This is a genomic window from Streptomyces sp. NPDC059861, assembly GCF_042731435.1.
In the GTDB taxonomy this organism is placed as follows: Bacteria; Actinomycetota; Actinomycetes; order Streptomycetales; family Streptomycetaceae; genus Streptomyces.
On the sequence record NZ_JBHWJQ010000021.1, the window covers coordinates 49720 to 69990 of the forward strand.

At 72.0% G+C, this 20271-nt stretch carries 21 protein-coding genes; 9 read left to right on the top strand and 12 right to left on the bottom strand.

What is annotated here, in order from left to right:
- Nucleotides 1–2: 2 nt before the first annotated feature.
- Nucleotides 3–752: a LytR/AlgR family response regulator transcription factor gene (locus tag ACFV6X_RS19785; RefSeq protein WP_385385207.1), complete on the bottom strand. Its 750-nt coding sequence runs from the start codon at nt 750–752 to the stop codon at nt 3–5.
- Between the two features lie 77 nt (nt 753–829).
- Here ACFV6X_RS19785 and ACFV6X_RS19790 point away from each other — a divergent pair, with 77 nt between their 5' ends.
- From ACFV6X_RS19790 to ACFV6X_RS19810, 5 genes are all read left to right on the top strand, one after another.
- Nucleotides 830–1333: an Lrp/AsnC family transcriptional regulator gene (locus tag ACFV6X_RS19790; RefSeq protein ID WP_385385209.1), complete on the top strand. Its 504-nt coding sequence runs from the start codon at nt 830–832 to the stop codon at nt 1331–1333.
- 121 nt (nt 1334–1454) lie between these two features.
- On the top strand, nt 1455–2276 hold the full coding sequence (ddaH, locus tag ACFV6X_RS19795; protein ID WP_385385211.1) for a dimethylargininase: 822 nt from the start codon (nt 1455–1457) through the stop codon (nt 2274–2276).
- On the top strand, nt 2273–3496 hold the full coding sequence (gene rocD, locus ACFV6X_RS19800; RefSeq protein WP_385385213.1) for an ornithine--oxo-acid transaminase: 1224 nt from the start codon (nt 2273–2275) through the stop codon (nt 3494–3496). Before ddaH ends, rocD begins: the two co-directional genes overlap by 4 nt.
- Nucleotides 3497–3717: 221 nt before the next feature.
- Nucleotides 3718–6216 (top strand): SpoIIE family protein phosphatase, encoded by a 2499-nt coding sequence (locus ACFV6X_RS19805; protein WP_385385215.1) that lies wholly within the window; start codon nt 3718–3720, stop codon nt 6214–6216.
- Nucleotides 6217–6280: 64 nt separating this feature from the next.
- A complete protein-coding gene (locus tag ACFV6X_RS19810; RefSeq protein ID WP_385385216.1) occupies nt 6281–7510 on the top strand; it encodes a PP2C family protein-serine/threonine phosphatase in 1230 nt (409 codons plus the stop codon).
- Between the two features lie 52 nt (nt 7511–7562).
- Here the strand turns inward: ACFV6X_RS19810 and ACFV6X_RS19815 are convergent, their stop codons facing one another.
- The 3 genes from ACFV6X_RS19815 to ACFV6X_RS19825 form a co-directional block, all read right to left on the bottom strand.
- The gene (locus ACFV6X_RS19815) at nt 7563–8378 is read right to left on the bottom strand and encodes an SAM-dependent methyltransferase (protein ID WP_385385218.1); all 816 of its coding nucleotides are present in this window, start codon (nt 8376–8378) and stop codon (nt 7563–7565) included.
- Nucleotides 8379–8488: 110 nt separating this feature from the next.
- The gene (locus tag ACFV6X_RS19820; protein WP_385385347.1) at nt 8489–8701 is read right to left on the bottom strand and encodes a DUF397 domain-containing protein; all 213 of its coding nucleotides are present in this window, start codon (nt 8699–8701) and stop codon (nt 8489–8491) included.
- Between the two features lie 34 nt (nt 8702–8735).
- Nucleotides 8736–9611 carry a helix-turn-helix domain-containing protein gene (locus ACFV6X_RS19825; RefSeq protein ID WP_385385220.1) on the bottom strand — a complete coding sequence of 292 codons (876 nt, stop codon included), beginning with the start codon at nt 9609–9611 and terminating at the stop codon, nt 8736–8738.
- A 306-nt stretch (nt 9612–9917) separates the two neighbouring features.
- Between ACFV6X_RS19825 and ACFV6X_RS19830 the strand changes: the two genes are divergently transcribed.
- The 4 genes from ACFV6X_RS19830 (at nt 9918) to ACFV6X_RS19845 (ending at nt 13113) form a co-directional block, all read left to right on the top strand.
- Nucleotides 9918–10679, top strand: coding sequence for an ATP-binding protein (locus ACFV6X_RS19830; RefSeq protein ID WP_385385222.1), 762 nt, complete (start codon nt 9918–9920; stop codon nt 10677–10679).
- The gene (locus ACFV6X_RS19835; protein WP_385385224.1) at nt 10657–11118 is read left to right on the top strand and encodes a hypothetical protein; all 462 of its coding nucleotides are present in this window, start codon (nt 10657–10659) and stop codon (nt 11116–11118) included. The genes ACFV6X_RS19830 and ACFV6X_RS19835 overlap by 23 nt, the downstream gene beginning before the upstream one ends.
- Nucleotides 11119–11261: 143 nt before the next feature.
- The gene (locus tag ACFV6X_RS19840) at nt 11262–11987 is read left to right on the top strand and encodes a lysophospholipid acyltransferase family protein (RefSeq protein ID WP_385385226.1); all 726 of its coding nucleotides are present in this window, start codon (nt 11262–11264) and stop codon (nt 11985–11987) included.
- 73 nt (nt 11988–12060) lie between these two features.
- Nucleotides 12061–13113 (top strand): NAD-dependent epimerase/dehydratase family protein, encoded by a 1053-nt coding sequence (locus ACFV6X_RS19845; protein ID WP_385385349.1) that lies wholly within the window; start codon nt 12061–12063, stop codon nt 13111–13113.
- A gap of 7 nt (nt 13114–13120) precedes the next feature.
- Here ACFV6X_RS19845 and ACFV6X_RS19850 read toward each other — a convergent pair whose 3' ends face one another.
- From ACFV6X_RS19850 to ACFV6X_RS19885, 8 genes are all read right to left on the bottom strand, one after another.
- Nucleotides 13121–14725, bottom strand: a complete 1605-nt coding sequence (locus tag ACFV6X_RS19850; RefSeq protein ID WP_385385228.1) for an alpha/beta hydrolase — start codon at nt 14723–14725, stop codon at nt 13121–13123.
- A gap of 128 nt (nt 14726–14853) precedes the next feature.
- Nucleotides 14854–15618 carry an urease accessory protein UreD gene (locus ACFV6X_RS19855; protein WP_385385230.1) on the bottom strand — a complete coding sequence of 255 codons (765 nt, stop codon included), beginning with the start codon at nt 15616–15618 and terminating at the stop codon, nt 14854–14856.
- Nucleotides 15615–16292, bottom strand: a complete 678-nt coding sequence (gene ureG, locus ACFV6X_RS19860; protein ID WP_385385232.1) for an urease accessory protein UreG — start codon at nt 16290–16292, stop codon at nt 15615–15617. The genes ACFV6X_RS19855 and ureG overlap by 4 nt, the downstream gene beginning before the upstream one ends.
- A gap of 138 nt (nt 16293–16430) precedes the next feature.
- Nucleotides 16431–17105 carry an urease accessory protein UreF gene (locus ACFV6X_RS19865; protein ID WP_385385234.1) on the bottom strand — a complete coding sequence of 225 codons (675 nt, stop codon included), beginning with the start codon at nt 17103–17105 and terminating at the stop codon, nt 16431–16433.
- Nucleotides 17105–18826 carry an urease subunit alpha gene (locus ACFV6X_RS19870; protein ID WP_385385236.1) on the bottom strand — a complete coding sequence of 574 codons (1722 nt, stop codon included), beginning with the start codon at nt 18824–18826 and terminating at the stop codon, nt 17105–17107. The genes ACFV6X_RS19865 and ACFV6X_RS19870 overlap by 1 nt, the downstream gene beginning before the upstream one ends.
- Complete coding sequence (locus ACFV6X_RS19875; protein ID WP_385385238.1) at nt 18819–19130, bottom strand: urease subunit beta; 312 nt, start codon at nt 19128–19130, stop codon at nt 18819–18821. The genes ACFV6X_RS19870 and ACFV6X_RS19875 overlap by 8 nt, the downstream gene beginning before the upstream one ends.
- A gap of 10 nt (nt 19131–19140) precedes the next feature.
- The gene (locus ACFV6X_RS19880) at nt 19141–19443 is read right to left on the bottom strand and encodes an urease subunit gamma (protein ID WP_385385240.1); all 303 of its coding nucleotides are present in this window, start codon (nt 19441–19443) and stop codon (nt 19141–19143) included.
- A gap of 111 nt (nt 19444–19554) precedes the next feature.
- The gene (locus tag ACFV6X_RS19885; RefSeq protein WP_385385242.1) at nt 19555–20202 is read right to left on the bottom strand and encodes a TetR/AcrR family transcriptional regulator; all 648 of its coding nucleotides are present in this window, start codon (nt 20200–20202) and stop codon (nt 19555–19557) included.
- Between the last annotated feature and the right edge of the window lie 69 nt (nt 20203–20271).

The window sequence follows — 20271 nt, forward strand, 5'->3', positions numbered from 1 at the left end:
CGTCACGCCCTCCTCATGAGCAGGTCCCGCAGCTCACGCGCGTGGCGGCGGCTGACCTGGAGTTCCTCGGAGCCGACCACGACACTCACCGTGCCCGCGTCCAGCCGGAGTTCGCCGATGTGGCGCAGGGCGACCAGATGGCGGCGGTGGATGCGCACGAAGCCGCGGGAGCGCCAGCGGTCCTCCAGGGTCGACAGCGGGATACGGACCAGGTGGCTGCCCTTGCCGGTGTGCAGCCGGGCGTAGTCGCCCTGGGCCTCGACGTGGGTGATGTCCTCGACGGCGACGAAACGTGTCACGCCGCCGAGTTCGACGGGTATCTGGTCGGGATCGGGCTCGTGCACGAGGATGCGCGGGGCGGTGCCGCGCTGCTCGGCGGCCCGGCGTACGGCTTCGGCGAGGCGTTCCTTGCGGACCGGCTTGAGGACGTAGTCGACCGCCTTGAGGTCGAAGGCCTGGACGGCGAAGTCCTCGTGCGCGGTGACGAAGACGACCAGCGGGGGCTGGGCGAAGCCGGTGAGCAGACGGGCCAGGTCGAGACCGTCGAGGCCCGGCATGTTGATGTCGAGGAAGACGACGTCGATGGCCTCGGGTCCGGTCGGGCCGGACTCCAGGGCGCGGGTGATCCGGCGCAGCGCCTCGGTCGCGTCGCCGGCGCCCTCCGCGCTGCCGATCCGCGGGTCCGCGTTCAGCAGGTACACGAGTTCCTCGAGGGAGGGGCGTTCGTCGTCGACAGCGAGGGCGCGCAGCATGAACGTGGAGTCTAGGAGCAATTCGTACGCCTGCACACGTGCCGGACGCGGACGTGCCCGCTGGATACAGTGCCCGCATGAACAGCAGGCCGACGCCCTTCGACGAACTGGACCGGAAGATCATCACCGCGCTGATGGCGAACTCCCGGACGAGCTTCGCCGAGATCGGCGCGGCGATCGGACTGTCCGCGACCGCGGTCAAGCGCCGGGTGGACCGGCTGCGCGAGACCGGCGTGATCACCGGGTTCACGGCGACGGTGGAGCCGTCGGCGCTGGGCTGGCGCACCGAGGCCTATGTCGAGGTGTACTGCGAGGGCGCGGCTCCGCCCCGGCGGCTGGCGGAGGTGGTGCGCGGCTATCCCGAGATCGCGGCGGCGATGACGGTGACCGGTGGCGCGGACGCGCTGCTGCACGTGCGGGCACGGGACGTGGAGCACTTCGAGGAGGTGCTGGAGCGGATCCGTACGGAGCCGTTCATCCGCAAGACGATCAGCGTGATGGTGCTGTCCCACCTCATTCCGGAGAGTCCCGAGGCGGGCGCCAGCCAGCCGGCCCCGCCACGCGCACCAGACGTGCGTTGAGTGGGGAAACTACGCAGCGATCCTGCGTGAACGCGCAGCTTTTGTTGCTTGTCGGGCGTCTTCGCCGTTTCTACCGTGGACTCACCCCAGTCGACACCGCAGGAAGCGGAGGGACCCCTCTGTGCCCGAAACCCGTGTGCCGCGCCGGCGGCGCTTCCTCGTCTGCGAACCCAGACACTTCGCCGTGCAGTACGCGATCAACCCCTGGATGCATCCCGACGTGCAGGTCGACGTCGGTCTGGCCCAGGAGCAGTGGCGGACGCTGATCCGCGTCTACGAGGACCACGGCCACACGGTCGACACCGTGCCGCCGGTGCCCGGCCTGCCGGACATGGTCTTCGCCGCCAACTCGGCGGTCGTCGTCGACGGCCGCGTCTTCGGCTCCCTCTTCCACGCGCCCGAGCGGCGCCCCGAGGCCACGCACTACGAAACCTGGTTCAAGGGCGCGGGCTTCGACGTCTACCGTCCGGAGAACGTGTGCGAGGGCGAGGGCGACCTCGTCCCGACGGGCCGGTACGTGCTCGCCGGCACCGGTTTCCGCACCACCCGCGAGGCGCATCGCGAGGTGCAGGAGTTCCTCGGTGTGCCGGTCATCTCCTTGACCCTGGTGGACCCGTACCTCTACCACCTCGACACGGCGCTGTTCGTGCTCGACGAGGAGAACATCGCGTACTACCCGGAGGCCTTCTCGCCCGGCAGCCGTGAGGTGCTCGCGCGGCTGTACCCGGACGCGGTGCTCGGCACCCGCGAGGACGCGATGACGTTCGGGCTCAACTCCGTCTCCGACGGACGAAACGTCTTCATCTCACCCCGCGCCGAGGGCCTCGCCGCGCAGCTCGCCGAACGCGGCTACGTGCCCGTCCCGGTGGACCTGTCGGAGCTCCACAAGGCCGGCGGGGGCATCAAGTGCTGCACCCAGGAGATCCGGGAGATCCGTTCATGACCGCACCCACCCGTACCCGCGACTCCGCCGAGCTGATCCGCGCCGAGGAACCGGTGCTCGCGCACAACTACCACCCGCTGCCCGTGGTCGTGGCCGGTGCCGAGGGCACCTGGGTGGAGGACGTCGAGGGCCGCCGCTACCTCGACATGCTGGCCGGCTACTCGGCCCTCAACTTCGGCCACCGCCACCCCGCGCTGATCGAGGCGGCCCACCGCCAGCTCGACCGCCTCACGCTGACCTCGCGGGCCTTCCACAACGACCGGCTCGCGGAGTTCGCCGAGCGGCTGGCCGCACTGACCGGCCTGGACATGGTGCTGCCCATGAACACGGGCGCCGAGGCCGTCGAGAGCGGCATCAAGGTGGCACGCAAGTGGGCGTACGACGTCAAGGGCGTCCCCGCCGACCGGGCGACGATCGTGGTCGCGGCGGAGAACTTCCACGGCCGTACGACGACGATCGTGAGCTTCTCCACGGACGAGACGGCACGGGCCGGATTCGGTCCGTTCACGCCGGGCTTCCGGATCGTGCCGTACAACGACCTCGCCGCGCTGGAGGCGGCGGTCGACGAGACGACGGCGGCGGTGCTGATCGAGCCGATCCAGGGCGAGGCCGGCGTCGTCATCCCGGACGACGGCTATCTGACGGGCGTACGGGAACTGACACGGCGCAAGGGATGCCTGTTCATCGCGGACGAGATCCAGTCGGGCCTCGGCCGTACGGCCCGCACGCTCGCCGTCGAGCACGAGGGCGTCGTCCCCGACATGGTGCTGCTGGGCAAGGCGCTGGGCGGGGGCATCGTCCCGGTGTCGGCGGTCGTGGCGCGCCGCGACGTGCTCGGCGTGCTGCGGCCAGGTGAGCACGGTTCGACGTTCGGCGGCAACCCGCTGGCCGCCGCGGTCGGCACGGCGGTCGTCGAGCTGCTGGAGACCGGCGAGTTCCAGCGCCGGGCCACGGAGCTGGGCGTGGTGCTGCGAGGCGGCCTGGAAGAGCTGGTCGGCAAGGGCGTCGTCGGCTTCCGGACACGGGGGCTGTGGGCCGGCGTCGACATCGACCCGGCGATCGGCACCGGACGCGAGATCAGCGAACGCCTGATGCGCGAGGGCGTCCTGGTGAAGGACACGCACGGCTCCACGATCCGGCTCGCCCCGCCGCTGACCATCACCGGCGAGGAGCTGCGGGCCGCGCTGGGCACGCTGGGCACGGTGCTGGGGCAGGCCTGAGCAGCAGGGCGGCGCCGTGGGGAGGGCACCTTGCACTCCCGGCCGCGCCGCCCGTTCCGCTCCTGCCGGGCCGCCCGCACCGCTCCCACCAGGGCACCCGCTCACGACCGGCCCGTCCGCTCCCCGGACGGGCGGCGTCCCACGCGGCAGCCCCGCCCCCGCAGGGGTGAAGATGGGGACAAGAGGTGGTAGACCACTCTCAGCGACAGAGAGGTCAACCGGTGGGCACATTCGAGGAGCGCGACGTCGAGCGTCGGCCGTTCGACGTGGCGGACGCCGCTCCCGTGCTGCTCGACGCCCAGGGCGTCGTGACGAGCTGGACCAGGGACGCCCAGCGCCTGCTCGGGTACACGCCCGGTGAGGCCGTGGGTCGCGGCGTCGCCGAACTGCTGACCGCCCAGGACGCGTCGCGCGTGCCGGGGCTGGTCGAGCGGTGCCGCAGGAACGGCGGCTGGACGGGCCTGCTGACCGCCCGGCGTGAGGACGGTTCGCCGGTCCGTGTGATGGTCCGGGTCACTCCGGCGCTGGAGACCCAGGGCCCGTCCCGCTGGCTGGTGCTGATGTCGGAGCTGGCCGAGGCCCCCGGCTGGGACATGAGCCGCGACATGCTGGAACAGATGGTGTCCCGCTCCCCCGTCGGCATAGCGATCGTCGACACGGACCTGCGCTACGTCTGGTCGAACATCGCCCTCGCCCAGTTCGGCGGCGGCCCGCCGAGCCGTCGGCTGGGCCTGCGGCTGGCGGACATCCAGCCGGGCCTGGACACCGAGGCGATCGAGGCGCAGATGCGGCACGTCCTGGCGACCGGTGAGTCGGTCGCCGGCTACGAGCTCGTGGGCCACGTACGGGCCGCCCCGTTCCGCGAGACCGCGCACATGATGTCGTTCACCCGGCTCGACGACGGCCACGGCCACCCAATGGGCGTGTACTACACCGTCCTCGACATCACCGACCGGCACCGCGACCGCCAGCGCCTGGCCCTGCTCGACCGGGCCGGCGAGCGCATCGGCCGCACCCTGGACATCACGCTGACCGCGCAGGAGCTGGCCGACGTGGCGGTGCCGGACCTCGCCGACTTCGTGACCGTGGACCTGCTGGAGTCGGTGCTGCACGGCGGGGAACCGGAGCCCGGCCCGCCGCGCGACACGGAGCGGGTGCCGCTGCGCCGCGCCGGCCAGCGCTCGCTCGACCGGAGCGTCACCGAGGCCGTCGTGGGTATCGGGGAGGTGGCGACGTATCTGGCCGGGTCGCCGCCGATCCGCTCCCTGACGACGGGCATGCCCTGGCTGGGGGCGCGGCTCGACCCGCTCGCCGAGGAGTGGGCCACGGACGCGCCCAGCACGCGGCGGTCCATCTTCCTGGAGCTGGGCCTGCACAGCGCGATGATCGTGCCGATCCGCGCGCGGGGTGTCACCCTCGGCGTCACCACGTTCTTCCGGCGCCGCCGGCACGAGCCCTTCGACGAGGGCGACCTGAGTCTGGCCGAGGACCTCGTCTCCCGGGCGGCGGTCTGCGTCGACAACGCCCGGCGCTACACCCGCGAGCGGGACGCGGCCCTGGTGCTGCAGCGCAGCCTGCTGCCGCACCGGCTGCCCCAGCAGGAGGCCGTCGAGGTGACGGCCTGCTACCGGCCCGCCGACGAGCTGACGGGCCTCGGCGGGGACTGGTACGACCTGATCCCCCTGTCGGGGGCGCGGGTCGCCCTCGTGGTGGGCGAGGTGGCCGGGCACGGCATCCAGGCCGCGGCGGCCATGGGGCGGCTGCGGACCGCCGTACGCACCCTCGCGGCGCTGGACCTGTCGCCGGAGGAGGTACTCGGCCATCTCGACGACCTGGTGGCGATGGGCGCGCCGGAGGAGGGTGTCGTACCGGACGCGGGCGGGGTGGAAAGCGCCGACGGCGCACCACAGGACGAGAGTCACGGCGGCTCCGAGTCCGTCGGATCCGGCTGCCTGTACGTCGTCTACGACCCGGTCGACGGCCGGTGCACCATGGCCGCCGCCGGGCATCCCGCGCCGGCGGTCGTCGGGGCCGACGGCAAGGTGGTGTTCATGGAGCTGCCGCAGGGTCCTGCCCTCGGCGTCGGCGGGCCGCCGTTCGAGTCGGTGGAGGTGACGCTGGCCGAGGGCAGCACGCTCGTGCTGCACACCGACGGGCTGCTGGCCAGCGACGGCGAGGCGTGGGCGACCGACGTGGGGCGGGACCGGCTGCGCGGCGCGCTGGAGCGGTCCGCCCCCTCGCTGGAACGGCGCTGCCGCGCCGTGATCGACGCGTTGGTGCCCGCGCGCCCGCACGACGACGTGGCCCTGCTGCTGGCACGCACCAGGCTGCTCAGCTCGGAACAGGTGGCGACCTGGGAGCTGCCCGTCGACCCGGTCGTGGTCGCCGACGCCCGCAGGGCGGCCTGCCGGCAGCTGTCCGCGTGGGGTCTGGAAGAGCTGGCCTTCACCACCGAGCTGGTGGTGAGCGAGCTGGTCACCAACGTCATCCGGCATGCCGTCGGCCCGATCCGGCTGCGGCTGATCAGGGCGGCCACGCTGGTCTGCGAGGTGTTCGACAGCGGCGCCACCGCACCGCATCTGCGCCACCCGCGCACCACGGACGAGGGCGGGCGCGGGCTGCTGCTGGTCTCGCAGCTCACCCAGCGATGGGGCACCCGGTTCGTGCCCGACGGCAAGGTCATCTGGGCGGAGCAGCCGCTGACCGGCCTTGCGGACTGACGCGAAAGGCCCTTTACCGCCGCGGCGTGGAAAATGGGTGAGACTCCGTTGTGAGGCGGCAGCCATGAAGGATGCGGCAACCGACTACGGGGCGGTCTTCCAGGCACTGCCCGGCATGGTCGCCCTGCTCACGCCCGACCTGGTGTACGCGGACGCCAACGAGGAGTTCCTGCGGATGTCCGGGCGCCGACGCGAGGACGTCGTCGGCCGCTATCTGTTCGATGTCTTCCCCGACAACCCCGACGACCCCGCCGCGACCGGCATGCGCAACCTGGAGGCCTCACTGCGCCGGGTGCTGGCCACCGGCGCACGGGACACCATGGCCCTGCAGCGGTACGACGTGGAGAGTCCCGGCCGGCCCGGGCAGTGGGAGGTGCGTTACTGGAGCCCTGTCAACGCGCCGGTCCTCGGCCAGGACGGGACGGTCGTGCTGCTGGTGCACCGGGTCGAGGAGGTCACCGAGCTGATCGAGGCCCGCGGCGGCCCCGGCGGGAGCAGGGCACGGGTGCTGGAGGCCGAGCTGTACACCCGCGCCCGCGACCTGCAGGAGCTCAACGAGCGGCTGCGCGAGGCACACGACTGGGAGCGTGAGGTGGCACTGGCGCTCCAGAAGGCGATGCTGCCCGGCCGTCGGCAGCTGGGGCACCACGGGGCGGCCGTGCGCTACCGGCCTGCGGTGGGCGCGCTGCACGTGTGCGGGGACTGGTACGACGTGGTCGACCTGGTGGGCGGCAACCGCATCGCGGTCTCGGTGGGCGACGTGGTCGGCCACGGTCTGGCCGCCGCGGGCGTCATGGGCCAGCTGCGCAGCGCGCTGACCGCGGCTTCCCGGGTGGCGGCGGGCCCGGCCCAGGCACTCGACGTTCTGGGGCGGTTCGCGCATGTCGTCGACGGCGCCGAGTCGGCCACGGCGGTGACGACGTTCATCGACTGCGACATGCAGACCATCACCTACAGCAGCGCCGGCCACCTGCCGCCGGTGCTGGTGCACCCCGACGGCCGCGTCGAGTTCCTGGACCGGGCCACCGATCCTCCGCTCGACGCCCATCCCGACCCGCGGCCCCGCCCGCAGGCCGGCACCGGCTTCACGCCCGGTTCCACGCTCGCCCTGTACACCGACGGACTGGTGGAACGGCGGTACGAGGACATCGACAAGGGGGTGGCCCGCCTAGCCGAGTCCCTCGCTCGGCACCGGGACGCCGATCCCGAGGGCCTCGCGGACGCCGTCCTGCACGAGCTGCTGCCTCCCGAGGGTGCCACCGACGACACCGTGCTGATCGTCGTGCGGCTCTGACCGTCGGCGCGGCCGGGACGCATGTCGTTCCCGGCCCCGCACGACGCATGACCTACGGCTTTCGCGCCACCGCCCCGTACATGGCGATGTCCTCGTCCCGGATGCCCTCCTCGCCCATGCCGTCCGGGCGCCACTTGTGGACCTGGACGATGCCGGGCTCGACGAGTTCCAGGCCGTCGAAGAACTCGTGGGCCTCGTCGATCGTGCGCAGCCGCATCGGCATGTTGCGGGCGGCGTACTCGCGGGCGACGCGGCCCACCTCGTCCGGCGCGAACTCGGCCGTGCCGATGGACATCGCCAGGTAGCTGCCCGAGGGCAGCGGCTCCAGCAGGCGGCGGACGATGCCGACCGCGTCGTCCTCGTCCAGGATGAAGTGGACGATCGCGATCACGGTGAGGGCCACCGGCTGCGTGAGGTCGAGGGTGTCGCGCAGCTCGGCGGCGTCGACGATGCTGCCCGGCTCGCGGAAGTCGGCCTCGATGTACGCGGTCCGCCCCTCGGGGGAGCTGGCCAGCAGGCCCTGGGAGAGGGTGAGGACGATGGGGTCGTTGTCCACGTAGACGACGCGCGCCTCGGGCGCCACCGCCTGGGCTATCTCGTGCAGGTTCGGCGAGGTGGGTATGCCGGTGCCGACGTCCAGGAACTGGCGTACGCCCGCCTCCTCGGCGAGCCAGCGCACGGCGCGGTTCATCCAGTCGCGGTTGGCCCGCATGTGGATGGGCAGGGCGGGCCACTCCCGGGACATGGCGTCGCCCGCCTCCTTGTCCGCGGGGTAGTAGTCCTTGCCGCCCAGGATGTAGTCGTAGATCCGCGCGGAGTGCGCGTTCTCGGTGTCGATACGGTCGGCCGGCCATCCGTTGTCAGGCAACGCCGTGTCTCCCATTCGGGTCGGGGGGTGTGGGGAACGCTCAGCTATAGCAACGGGGGGCGAAGAGCCCGGAGAACAGGTTAGGAGAGCCCGGTCGAGCAGAAGGACGATCAGAGCAGGAAGTCGGCCTCACCCGACTTCACACCCGTCAGGAAGGTCGTCACTTCCAGGGGCGTGAAGACCAGCGCGGGTCCCTCGGGGTCGGTCGACTGGCGGACGGCGACCCGACCGTCGGCGAGCCTCAGCACCTCCACGCAGGCGCCTCCGGCATCGTCGCTCCACGGCTTGGACCAGCCCTGGGCGGCCAGTTCGGGGGCGGGCATGCCGTTGTGGACGGGGCGTGTGGGGTGGTGCACGTCAGAGCTCCTTGCGTATCGCGCCGAGTTGGGCCTCGGTCTTGCCGGCGGGCGCCGCCTGGGCGCCCAGCCGGTCCAGGGCCTCGCGGTACACCACGACGTCGTCGCTCTTGTCCAGGTAGACCGCACCCACCAGGCCGTTGAGATAGACGATGTCGGGCAGTTCGCGCGCCCGGAACCGGAAGAGGTGGAAGGCGCCCGCCCGCATCGCGGGGTGCGGCCCGTTCGCGAACCGCATGATCTGCAGGGTCACGTGCGGCAGCCGGTTCACCTCGATCAGATGGTCGATCTGTGCGCGCATCACGTCCGCGCCGCCGACCGGCCAGCGCAGCACGGTCTCGTCCATCACGACCCACAGCCGCGGCGGCGCCTGGCGGGTCAGCAGCTCCTGGCGGCGCATCCGCAGTGCGACCCGGCGTTCGGTCGCCTCGGCCGGGGCGTGCGGATTACCGGCGCCGAGCAGGGCGCGGGCGTAGCTCTCCGTCTGCAGCAGGCCGTGCACGAACTGGTTCTCGTAGGCACGGATCTGCAACGCCGCCTGCTCCAGGCTCAGGTACGCCGCGAACCAGTCCGGCAGCACGTCACGGTAGGTGTGCCACCAGCCGCGCTTGTTGGCCTCGCGCACCGACTTCAGGAAGGTGTCGATCTCCTGCTGTTCCGTCACGCCGTAGACCTGGAGCAGCTTCTCGGCGTCCGGTAGCCGGAGCCGCGCCACCTTGGCGGCCTCCATCCGGCGGATCGTGGAGTGGCTGACACCGATGGCGGCGCCCGCCTGCTCGTAGGTCAGTCCGGCCCGGGTCCGCAGCTCCTCCAGCTGTCTGCCGAGGATCATGCGCAGCACGGAAGGAGCGCCGCCCCAGTCGGTCTCCGCGGTCACGCCCTACCCCCTCACGCCGTCGGCTCCAGGGCCACCGTCTCACGCGGTCACATTCGGAGTGCCATTCGATCATTTCCTGGCGAGAGCAGCATGCACCTGGCCAATTGCAATTTTCAACTTGCGGCTTGCGAGCAGTTGTCGGCGAGTGCCACAGTGGGCTCACTGTCCACGGCTTCGCGAACAGTGCGGCGGAACGGTCCAGTTGGGGGAGACCGAGCCACAACTCGCTGTCCCGCGGCGCGTTCTGCACCCCCGTCCCCACCACGCGCAGCCGGCCGACCCGACAGCTGTACGGCGATGACGCACATGGCAGACGAAAGGCGTACGGCGATGGCTCCGCCCTCCCTCCCCCACCCGCTGGACCGCCTGCCCGGGCATGAACTCCCCGACCACGCGCCCACCGCACGACAGGCCCTCCGCCTGGCCGGCACCGATTTCCTCGGTCCGCTGCCCGGCTCGGAGCACACGCTCCGGGCGCCGTCGAAGGCGACGCGCTCCCCGCAGCCACCCGGAGGCGAGTTCACCGGTCGACTCCCCGGGCCGAAAGGCCCCGACCGGCTCGCCTCCGGGGACCAGCCCGCCCACCGGGCCCACACCTTCGTCCTCCCGGCGACCCCGGAGTCGGCCGGTGTGGCCCGAGGGGCCGTACGCCAGACCCTGACGTCGTGGCACACCCACGCCGACGACGTTGACAACGCTGTCCTCGTCACCTCCGAGCTGGTCACCAACGCGGTGACGCACTCGGGCAGCGAGCGGATCGTGTGCCGACTGCACCTCACCGGGCGCCGGCTCCGCGTGGAGGTCGAGGACCAGAACCTCGGGTCCACCCTCCCGGCGTCCCGGCAGGCCTGCCCCGACGACCAGAACGGCCGCGGGCTCCTCCTGGTGGAGGCGGTCTGCGACGACTGGGGAGTCCGACCCGCCCCGAACCGTACGGGACGCGTCGTCTGGGCCGACCTGACGACGACCTCTTCCGCTCCCGTCCCGCCCTCCCCCACACCCCCCGCCCGGCCCATCCCCCACTCGGCCGAAGGATCCGTCCCCCATGTTCCGACCGCACAGCCGTGACCCGCACCCGTGCCGTTCCGCGGCGACCCTCCACCCCACGCCCGACCGGCACGACGATCTCCGCCTGCCGATCCCGCCACAGCTCCCCACGACCCTCGGCCACGACGCCGTGGGCACGTCGCCGGAACACGGCGAGGCCATCCTGGAGGCGCTCCCCCGCGTCGGCTGTGTCTTCGCCGACGACCGTCACTGGTGGTGGATCGTCCCGTCCGGATCGCACATCGGGATCACCTGGCCGCCGAGCACCACATACGCGATCGGCGCCCGGATGGGCGACCCGTCCTGGACGGCCACCCGCCCGAGGCCGGGCCCGAGCCACCCGCGCCTGCTCCACTCCCCCATGGACGGCTCGCCGTACACGCCTCCGATACCGCTGTATTTCCTCACCTGCCGCCTCACCGGCAGCAGCCCGCGCTGGTCGCTCGGCGCAACCGATTGAAGAGCCACCGCCACGGCGCACTCCCCCGGCGCCGTACCGGTTTCCCACCCTCCCGCCCGCGCCTACACTGACACCTCACGACGTGCTGGTTGACCTGCGAGAACGCTGCGGGGCGCCGAACCTACGGAGTGAGGAGCCACCCGTTGTTCTACTACCTGCTCAAATACGTCCTTCTCGGGCCGTTGCTCCGACTGGTCTTCCGGCCCCGGATCGAGGGTCTGGAGCATGTGCCGGCATCGGGTCCGGCGATCGTCGCGGGCAACCATCTGTCGTTCTCCGACCACTTCCTGATGCCGGCGATCCTCAAGCGCCGCATCACCTTCCTGGCGAAGGCGGAGTACTTCACCGGCCCGGGCATCAAGGGCCGGCTGACGGCGACGTTCTTCCGCAGCGCCGGGCAGATCCCGGTCGACCGCTCCGGTAAGGACGCCGGCCAGGCCGCGATCCGCGAGGGCCTCGGGGTGCTGAGCAAGGACGAACTGCTCGGCATCTACCCGGAGGGCACCCGCTCGCACGACGGCCGCCTCTACAAGGGCAAGGTCGGGGTCGCGGTGATGGCTCTCAGGGCCGGGGTCCCGGTGATCCCCTGCGCGATGATCGGCACCTTCGAGGCCCAGCCGCCGGGCAAGGTCGTCCCCCGTCTCCACCCCGTCGTCATCCGCTTCGGCAAGCCCCTCGACTTCTCCCGCTACGCGGGCATGGAGAACGAGAAGGCCGTCCTGCGCGCCATCACCGACGAGATCATGTACGCCATCCTGATGCTGTCCGAGCAGGAGTACGTCGACCAGTACGCGGCCGTCGTCAAGGCGGAGGCCTCGCAGAAGGCGGAGCAGCGGGAGCGCAGGTTCCGACGCACGCCGCTGCGCTGACCTCCTCTGCTCTGAGCCGAACTCCCTGACCCAGCCGGTCGTCGCGGCCTACGGTCGCCTCATGAGACGTGCTGTGGTGATCGGAGCGACAGGCCAGATCGGGCGCCCGGCGGTACGGGCCCTCGCGCGGGACGGCTGGGAGGTGACGGCCGCCTCCCGGGGCGGCGGACGGGACGAGAGCTGGCCCACGCAGGTGCGGGCGGAACGGCTGGACCGGGACGACGACGCGGCGCTGGCCGCGCTGATCGGCGACGACTGCGACCTCGTGGTCGACGTGGTCGCCTACGGGGCCGAACACGCCCGGCAGCTCACGGGCCTGGCCGGGCGGATCGGATCGGCGGTGGTGGTCTCCAGCGTGTCGGTGTACGAGGACGACAAGGGCCGCGGCTTCGACACCCAGGCCGAACCGGACGGCTTCCCCGAGTACCCGGTGCCGGTGCCCGAGAGCCAGCGCACGGTGGCGCCCGGCGAGTCCTCGTACAGCACCCGCAAGGCGGCTCTGGAACGGGAACTCCTCGCGGCCGGCGACCGCTTGCCCACCACGCTGCTGCGGGCCGGCGCGGTCCACGGCCCGCACTGCCGCACGCCCCGCGAGCTGTACTTCGTCAAGCGAAACCTGGACGGCCGCGCCCGTCGTGTCCTCGCGTACGGCGGCCGGAGCCGTTTCCACCCGGTGAGTGTGCACACCCTGGCGGAGCTGATCCGGCTCGCCGCGGCCCGCCCCGGCTCGCGGGCCCTCAACGCCTGTGACGACGAGGCGCCGCCGGTGCTGGAGATCGCGACGGCGATCGACGCCGTGATGGGTGTCGAGACGGAGACCGTCCTGCTCGACGGTCCCCCGCCGGCCTCGTCGGTGGGCGACACCCCGTGGTCGGTTCCGGTGCCGGTGGTGTGCGACATGTCGGCGGCACAACGGGAGCTGGGCTACCGACCGGTGGTGCGGTACGCCGAGACGCTTCCGGAGACGGTCGAGTGGATCGAGCGCCGACTGTCCGGGCGCAACTGGCGCGAGGCGTACCCGAAGATGTTCCAGGCGTACGGCGACCTCTTCGACTACGCCGCCGAGGACGCGTGGTTCCGCGAGGGGCGGCCGGCTGGTCCGCCGGCCGCCCCCGGCACCGTATGACCGATGCCTACGGCTTGGGCGTGGCGTGCGGAGCGCACGTCACGTCCTCGGTGTCCAGCTTGCCGGTGAGCAGGTAGGCGTCGACCCGGTCGTTGACGCAGGAGTTGACCAGGCTGGTGACGCCGTGCGAGCCGGCGTCCTTCTCGGTGATCAGGCGGGAACCCTTGAAACGCCGGTGCAGTTCGAGGGCGCCCTCGTACGGGGTGGCCGCGTCGCGCTCCGACTGCACGATCAGGACCGGGGGCAGGCCCTTGCCCGTCCGCACGTCCAGCGGGGTGCTCTGCTTGACCGGCCAGGTGGCGCACGGCAGGTTCATCCAGGCGTTGGCCCAGGTCATGAACGGGTGGTCGCGGTGCAGCCGGGTGTTGTCGCGGTCCCACGTGCGCCAATTCGTGGGCCACTTGGCGTCCGCGCACTCGACGGCGGTGTACACGGCGTTGCCGTTCTCCGCGTCGGCGTTGCCCACGGTGTCGGACAGGTCCGGGGCGGCCGCGTCGACGAGGGCCTGGGTGTCGCCGGCGACGTACTTGCTGAAGACGGTGGCGACCGGCACCCACGAGGAGTCGTAGTACGGGGCGCTCTGGAAGAAGGAGATCAGCTCGGCCGGACCGACCACGCCGCCGAGGGGGTTCTTCTTCGCGGTGGCGCGCAGCTGGAGCCACTTCTGCTGGACCTCGGCGCGGGTGTCGCCCAGGTGGAAGGTGGCGTCGTTCCTGGCGACCCAGTCCTGCCAGTCCTTCCAGCGCGTCTCGAAGGCGACGTCCTGGTCCAGGTTGGCCTGGTACCAGATCTTCTCCCGCGACGGGTTGACGACGCTGTCCACGACCATGCGGCCGACGTGGCGGGGGAAGAGGGTGCCGTAGACCGCGCCGAGGTAGGTGCCGTACGAGACGCCGAGGAAGTTGAGCCGCTTCTCGCCGAGCGCGGCCCGGACGACGTCCAGGTCGCGTGCGGTGTTCGGCGTGGTCATGTGCGGCAGCATCGCGCCGCTGCGCTCGTGGCAGCCCTCGGCGTACTCGCGGGCCAGCTTGCGCTGGGCGCGCTTGTCGGCCTCGGAGTCGGGCACCGGGTCCGGCTTCGGCGCCTTGACGAACTCCTGCGGGTCGACACAGGAGAGGGGCGCCGACTTGCCGACGCCCCGCGGGTCGAAGCCCACGAAGTCGTACGCCTTGGCCACCTTCGCCCACACGGCGTTGCTGGTGGTGACCCGGCGCGGGAAGCGCAGGCCGGAGCCGCCGGGGCCGCCCGGGTTGTACACGAGGGCGCCGAGGCGCTCCTCCTCGGTGCCGGTGTTGCCGATGCGGTCCACGGCGAGCTTGATCTGCTTGCCGTAGGGCTTGGCGTAGTCGAGCGGCACGGTGACCCAGCCGCACTGGATCGGCTTCTCCAGTCCCCAGTCGGCGGGGCAGTCCTTCCAGTCCACGCCGGCCTGGGCGGCGCGGGCCGCGGCGACCGTGACGCCCCAGGACTCGTGGTCCTGAACGTGGCGGGCCTGTTCGGCGCTGGCGCTGGCGGTGGGCGCGGCCACCGCGCCGGCTATGAGCGTCGCCGCGACGAGCAGTCCGGCGGAACCGATCGCCGCTGTCCGCCTCTTCGGTCTGATGTCCCTCAAGTCGGGCCTCCCGTACACCGTTTCGATGGGTACGGGTGATCCTGTCCGCTGTGAGGTCGCTGAGAAAGGGGCCGTCCCCCTTCTTTGCCAATCCGATAACCGGATAGGCAAGTTCGCTGGTCGGATTGTTATCCGAACGAGGCCAACACCTTCTCCAGTGTCCGCCGCAGGCTCCGCGCGTCCGGCGCGACGGCGGTCACCAGCGCGGCCGGCCCGGCGAGCGGCAGCACCACGGCGCCCTCCCCCACGACCCGGGACGCCACCGGACGCTCCGCGAACTCCGGCCTTACTACAACCAGTTGACCGACGGCACGATGGCCGCCCAGCCCGGCGGGGCCGTCCCAGCCGCCCGGGGCGCCCGGACCGCAGGACAGCTCCTGGTCGAGGACGGTCCGCCCGGCGATCCGCACGGACAGACGGCTGGTGAGCCGTCCGGGTTCCTCACCCGTCCGGCCGAGCACCTGCTCCTCGCGCAGGACGAGACGGGCACCCGGGCCGAGGTCGGCCCTGGTGCGCACGTGCAGGTCGCTGTCGCGCGCGGAGATCAACTGCTCCGGCAGCCAGCACAGCTCGCCGCCGTCGGCCACGCTCAGCCGGACGTCGTAGCGGGCCCCGTCCTTGGCCTGCCCTGGCAGCGCGAGGGTGGCGGCGGCCGACCCGACGTGCAGCCGGGCCCCCTCCTCCACGCCGGCCTCGACCGTGAAGTGGTCGCCACCGAGGGGGCCGCTCATCGCGCCGACCAGCGTCACCCGGGCCTCGCCCGCACTCCCGCGCGTCCGGCGCGGCGCCAGCGGCCCCTCCCCCGCCAGTACCGGCAGTGCCGTACCGCCGCGTCCGTCGGCGCGGGCGACGATCCGGGCGGTGGCGCGTACTCCGGTGGCCGTCGCGCTCATGCCGTCCACGCGGCGAGCCGCCCGCGCACCCACTCGGCCACGTCCCGCACGCCGCTGTCGTCACGCAGCGACTGGAACACGACGGGCAGTTCGGCGCGCTGGGCCTTGGCGTCGGCGGCCATCCTGGCCAGGTCGGAGCCGACGTACGGGGCGAGGTCGGTCTTGTTGACGACGAGCAGGTCGGCGGTGGTCACGCCGGGGCCGCCCTTGCGCGGGATGTCGTCGCCGCCGGCCACGTCGATGACGAAGACCTGTGCGTCGACAAGGCCCTTGGAGAAGGTGGCGGTGAGATTGTCCCCGCCGGACTCGACCAGGATCAGGTCCAGCGGCCCGACCTCGTCCTCCAGGTCCTCGACCGCTTCGAGGTTGGCGGAGATGTCGTCCCGGATCGCGGTGTGCGGACAGGCCCCCGTCTCCACGGCGGTGATCCGCTCCGGCGGCAGCACGGCCTCCCGCAACAGGAACTCGGCGTCCTCACGGGTGTAGATGTCGTTCGTGACGACGGCCAGGGACAGTTCGTCCCGCAGCGCCCGGCAGAGCGCGGCGACGGTCGCGGTCTTCCCGGACCCGACGGGCCCTCCGAGCCCGATCCGCAGGGCCCGCCGCCGCCCGTCGGGCCGACGGGCATCGGCACTGACGGCGGCGGGGCTGTGGTGGGGGTGGTCGAGATGCATGGCAACGGCTCCTTCGGTGACTGGCGTCGGCCTCTCAGGCAGAAGCGGGGGTCCAGGGGGGGCGGCACCCCCCTGGCGGGGTGGAAGGGGCAGAGCCCTGGGGGATGGGAAGGGCAGGGGCGGCGGGGGCGAGAACCCTCACGAGGCGAACAGCCGCACCCCCCACCCCGCATGCACCTCCGCCCCGATCTCCAGCAACGGCGCCGACCCCGCGGGCAACACGTCGGTCCCCTCCTCGACGACCTCCCGCGCCACCTCCGCCGCCCGCCCCGCCACCCGGTCCACCTCCGGCGCCAGCCGGGCCAGCACCCCGGTCGCCTCGAACGGATCCAGACTCAGCAGCCGCACCGTCGCACCGGCCGGCCCACTCACACACTCGTACGCCGCGCAGTAGGCCGCTTCGAGTGCCCCGAGCCCCGCCGCCCGCGCCACGAGCCCCAGCACCACCGGCTGATGCGCCCCCTTGGGGAACGCCCGCGCCACGGCGTCCAGCTCACCGGACGGCCAGGTGACCCGCGCGGCCCGCAGCAACTGCCGCCCCAGCCTGCGCGCCGCGAGCCGCAGCGCCGGAGACGGCGTCCGCGCGTCCGCCGCCGCGTCCAGTTCCTCCGGATCGACACCGAGCGCCGCCGCCGCCGCGAGGGCCGCCGACACCAGTCCCGTCGTGTGCAACCGGCCCCGGCAGAACTCCTCCAGGCTCGCCGCGCCCGTGACCCGCCCCGCCTTCACCGCGGCCTCGGCCCCGCCGGAGTGCGCGTGCCCTCCGGCGGGGAAGCGGCCGTCGGCCAGGACGAGAAGTGCCGCGCGGGACATCAGAAGAGGAAGTAACGCTGGGCCAGGGGCAGTTCGGCCGCCGGAGTCGCCTCGACGAGTTCGCCGTCGATGTGCACGGCGAAGCTGTCGGGGTCGATCCGGACCTCGGGCCGCGCGTCGTTCTCCCGCATGTCGGCCTTGGTGACCGCCCGCGTCGAGTCGATGGCCATGAACCGCTTGCCGAGCGCGAGCCGCTCCGGCAGCCCGTCCTCGACGGCGAGGGGCGCCACGAAGTTGAACGAGTTCGCGGCCGGGGCCCGCCCGATCGCCCCGAACATCGGCCGGGGCAGGATCGGCTGCGGCGTCGGGATCGACGCGTTGGCGTCGCCCATCTGCGCGTAGGCGATCATTCCGCCCTTGATGACGAGGTGCGGCTTGACCCCGAAGAACGCGGGCTCCCACAGCACCAGGTCGGCGAGCTTGCCGGTCTCGACGGAGCCGATCTCCCGTGCGAGGCCCTGCGCGAGCGCCGGGTTGATCGTGTATTTGGCGACATAGCGACGTACTCGGTGGTTGTCCGCGCCGCCGTCGCCGGGCAGCGCGCCCCGGCGCCGCTTCATCACGTGGGCCGTCTGCCAGGTCCGCATGATCACTTCGCCCACCCGGCCCATGGCCTGGGAGTCGGACGAGATGATCGAGATGGCACCCAGGTCGTGCAGTATGTCCTCGGCGCCGATCGTCGAGGGCCGGATGCGCGACTCGGCGAAGGCCAGGTCCTCGGGCACCGCTGTGTTCAAGTGGTGGCACACCATCAGCATGTCGAGGTGTTCCTCGGCCGTGTTGACCGTGTAGGGCCGGGTCGGATTGGTGGAGCTCGGGAGCACGTACGACTCGGAGACCACGGACATGATGTCCGGCGCGTGCCCGCCGCCCGCGCCCTCGGTATGGTACGCGTGGATGCCGCGTCCGCCGATCGCGGCGAGGGTGTCGGCGACGAACCCGGCCTCGTTGAGGGTGTCGGTGTGGATGGCGACCTGGATGCCCGTGCGGTCGGCCACCGTGAGGGCGGCGTCGATCGCGGCCGGCGTCGCGCCCCAGTCCTCGTGGATCTTCAGGCCGAGCGCGCCGCCCCGGATCTGCGACAGCATCGCGTCGTGCGAGACGGTGTTGCCCTTGCCGAGCAGACCGAAGTTGAGGGGGTATCCCTCCATCGACTCCAGCATCCGGGCCAGGTGCCAGGGGCCGGGCGTCACGGTGGTCGCCTTGGAGCCCTCCGCGGGCCCGGTGCCGCCGCCGACGAGGGTGGTGATGCCGGAGGCGAGCGCCTCGTCGGCGATCTGCGGGCAGATCAGATGGACGTGCGCGTCGATGGCGCCCGCGGTCAGGATCCGCCCGTTGCCCGCGACGACCTCGGTCTCCGGTCCGATGACCAGTGCCGGATGCACCCCGTCCATGGTGTCCGGGTTGCCCGCCTTGCCGATCCCGGCGATCCGGCCGTCGCGGACACCGACGTCGGCCTTGACGACCCCCCAGTGGTCGACGATCACGGCGCCGGTGATGACGGTGTCCGGCGCGCCTTCCGCGCGCGTGACACGCGACTGCCCCATGGACTCGCGGATGACCTTGCCACCGCCGAACACCGCCTCGTCACCGGCGAGTCCGGGCCCGCCGCTGCGGTCCTCCTCGATCTCGATCAGCAGATCGGTGTCGGCGAGCCGGATGCGGTCACCGGTCGTCGGGCCGAACAGGTCGGCGTAGGCGGCACGCGAGATCTCAGGCATCGAGGGCACCTCCCGTCTCCCCGCGCAGTCCGGGCACCACGCGGGCACCGGCGAGCGGAACGAGTTCGACGTCCACCGGGATGCCGGGTTCGAAGCGCATGGCGGTACCGGCGGCGACGTTGAGCCGCTTGCCGCGCGCCGCGGCGCGGTCGAACTCCAGGCCGGGGTTGGCCTCGGCGAAGTGGTAGTGGGAGCCGACCTGGACGGGCCGGTCGGCGGCGTTGAGCACGGTGAGCCGGGTGACCTCGCGACCCTGGTTGTACGCAATCGGGCCGTCGGCGAAGAGGATCTCTCCTGGGATCATCGAGGCCGCCTCACACGATCGGGTCGTGGACGGTGACGAGTTTGGTGCCGTCCGGGAAGGTCGCCTCGACCTGCACGTCGTGGATCATCTCGGGGATGCCCTCCATGACGTCGTCCCGGGTGAGCAGTTCGCGTCCGGAGGCCATGAGTTCGGCGACCGAGCGGCCGTCACGTGCGCCTTCGAGGATGTGCGAGGTGATGAGGGCGACGGCCTCGGGGTGATTCAGCCTCAGCCCGCGGGCGCGGCGCTTCTCCGCCACGTCGGCCGCCACGTGGATCAGCAGCCTCTCCTGCTCGTGCGGGGTAAGTTGCACGTCCCACCTCACCTCCTCGCTCCGGACCGTGCGGGGCCCGGCTGCCGCGGCCACCGGCAAGGTCCCCGACGGCGTGGAGGGGCAGGTTAGTCGGCACGCGTTTCGCGCACGTTAACCAAGCTGTGACCCACGAGTCGCGGCCCCCTCGTCCCGCATGCTCGTCAGCGCCCGCAGTCCGTCACGGAGGACCTCGACGGGCACGGGCCCGAAAAGGGACTGCTGCGCGAGGAAGCCCATCACCGAGGCGATCATCGTGCGGGCCACGTCGTCGGGGGTGACGTCCGCATCCATCATCCCGGCGTTCTGGTAGCTCTCCACGATCCGCGCCCAGGCCCCGCGCACCGAGCCGTACCCCTCGCGCAGCACGGCCGCCAGTTCCTCGTTGCGCAGCGTCTCCGCCCACACCTGGATGACGAGTCGCGGAAAAGCCGGCCGCCCGTCGACCGTCAGATTCTCCCGAGCGGCGAGCGTCCGGCCGAGGACCGCCGCGACGAGCTCGTCCGGCGGCGCGGGCGGGCTCTGCCGGGCCGCCTCCGCGAAGGCCTGGTGGACCGACCCGAGCACCTCGCCGACGATCGCGGCGATCAGTTCCTCCTTGCCGCTGAAGTAGCGGTAGACGGCACCCGCAGAGAGATTCACCTCCTTGAGCACGTCCTGCATCGACGTGGCATGGAACCCGTTGCGGGCGAAGCAGACGGCGGCGCCGTCGAGGATCTGCCGGCGCCGGGCGTCGAGGTGTTCCTGGGATACACGAGCCATGATCCCAATGTAGAACGAACATTCTTTCTTGACAACCGCCCACGCTTCGGCGCACGGTGGTCCGGAGTC

Excerpts from the sequence above, each read along its gene's own strand:
- ACFV6X_RS19785 (WP_385385207.1), bottom strand. The coding sequence starts at position 752 with ATGCTGCGCGCCCTCGCTGTCGACGACGAACGCCCCTCCCTCGAGGAA.
- ACFV6X_RS19790 (WP_385385209.1), top strand. The coding sequence starts at position 830 with ATGAACAGCAGGCCGACGCCCTTCGACGAACTGGACCGGAAGATCATC.
- rocD (WP_385385213.1), top strand. The coding sequence starts at position 2,273 with ATGACCGCACCCACCCGTACCCGCGACTCCGCCGAGCTGATCCGCGCC.
- ACFV6X_RS19810 (WP_385385216.1), top strand. The coding sequence starts at position 6,281 with ATGAAGGATGCGGCAACCGACTACGGGGCGGTCTTCCAGGCACTGCCC.
- ACFV6X_RS19820 (WP_385385347.1), bottom strand. The coding sequence starts at position 8,701 with ATGCCCGCCCCCGAACTGGCCGCCCAGGGCTGGTCCAAGCCGTGGAGC.
- ACFV6X_RS19830 (WP_385385222.1), top strand. The coding sequence starts at position 9,918 with ATGGCAGACGAAAGGCGTACGGCGATGGCTCCGCCCTCCCTCCCCCAC.
- ACFV6X_RS19835 (WP_385385224.1), top strand. The coding sequence starts at position 10,657 with ATGTTCCGACCGCACAGCCGTGACCCGCACCCGTGCCGTTCCGCGGCG.
- ACFV6X_RS19855 (WP_385385230.1), bottom strand. The coding sequence starts at position 15,618 with ATGAGCGCGACGGCCACCGGAGTACGCGCCACCGCCCGGATCGTCGCC.
- ureG (WP_385385232.1), bottom strand. The coding sequence starts at position 16,292 with ATGCATCTCGACCACCCCCACCACAGCCCCGCCGCCGTCAGTGCCGAT.
- ACFV6X_RS19865 (WP_385385234.1), bottom strand. The coding sequence starts at position 17,105 with ATGTCCCGCGCGGCACTTCTCGTCCTGGCCGACGGCCGCTTCCCCGCC.
- ACFV6X_RS19870 (WP_385385236.1), bottom strand. The coding sequence starts at position 18,826 with ATGCCTGAGATCTCGCGTGCCGCCTACGCCGACCTGTTCGGCCCGACG.
- ACFV6X_RS19875 (WP_385385238.1), bottom strand. The coding sequence starts at position 19,130 with ATGATCCCAGGAGAGATCCTCTTCGCCGACGGCCCGATTGCGTACAAC.
- ACFV6X_RS19885 (WP_385385242.1), bottom strand. The coding sequence starts at position 20,202 with ATGGCTCGTGTATCCCAGGAACACCTCGACGCCCGGCGCCGGCAGATC.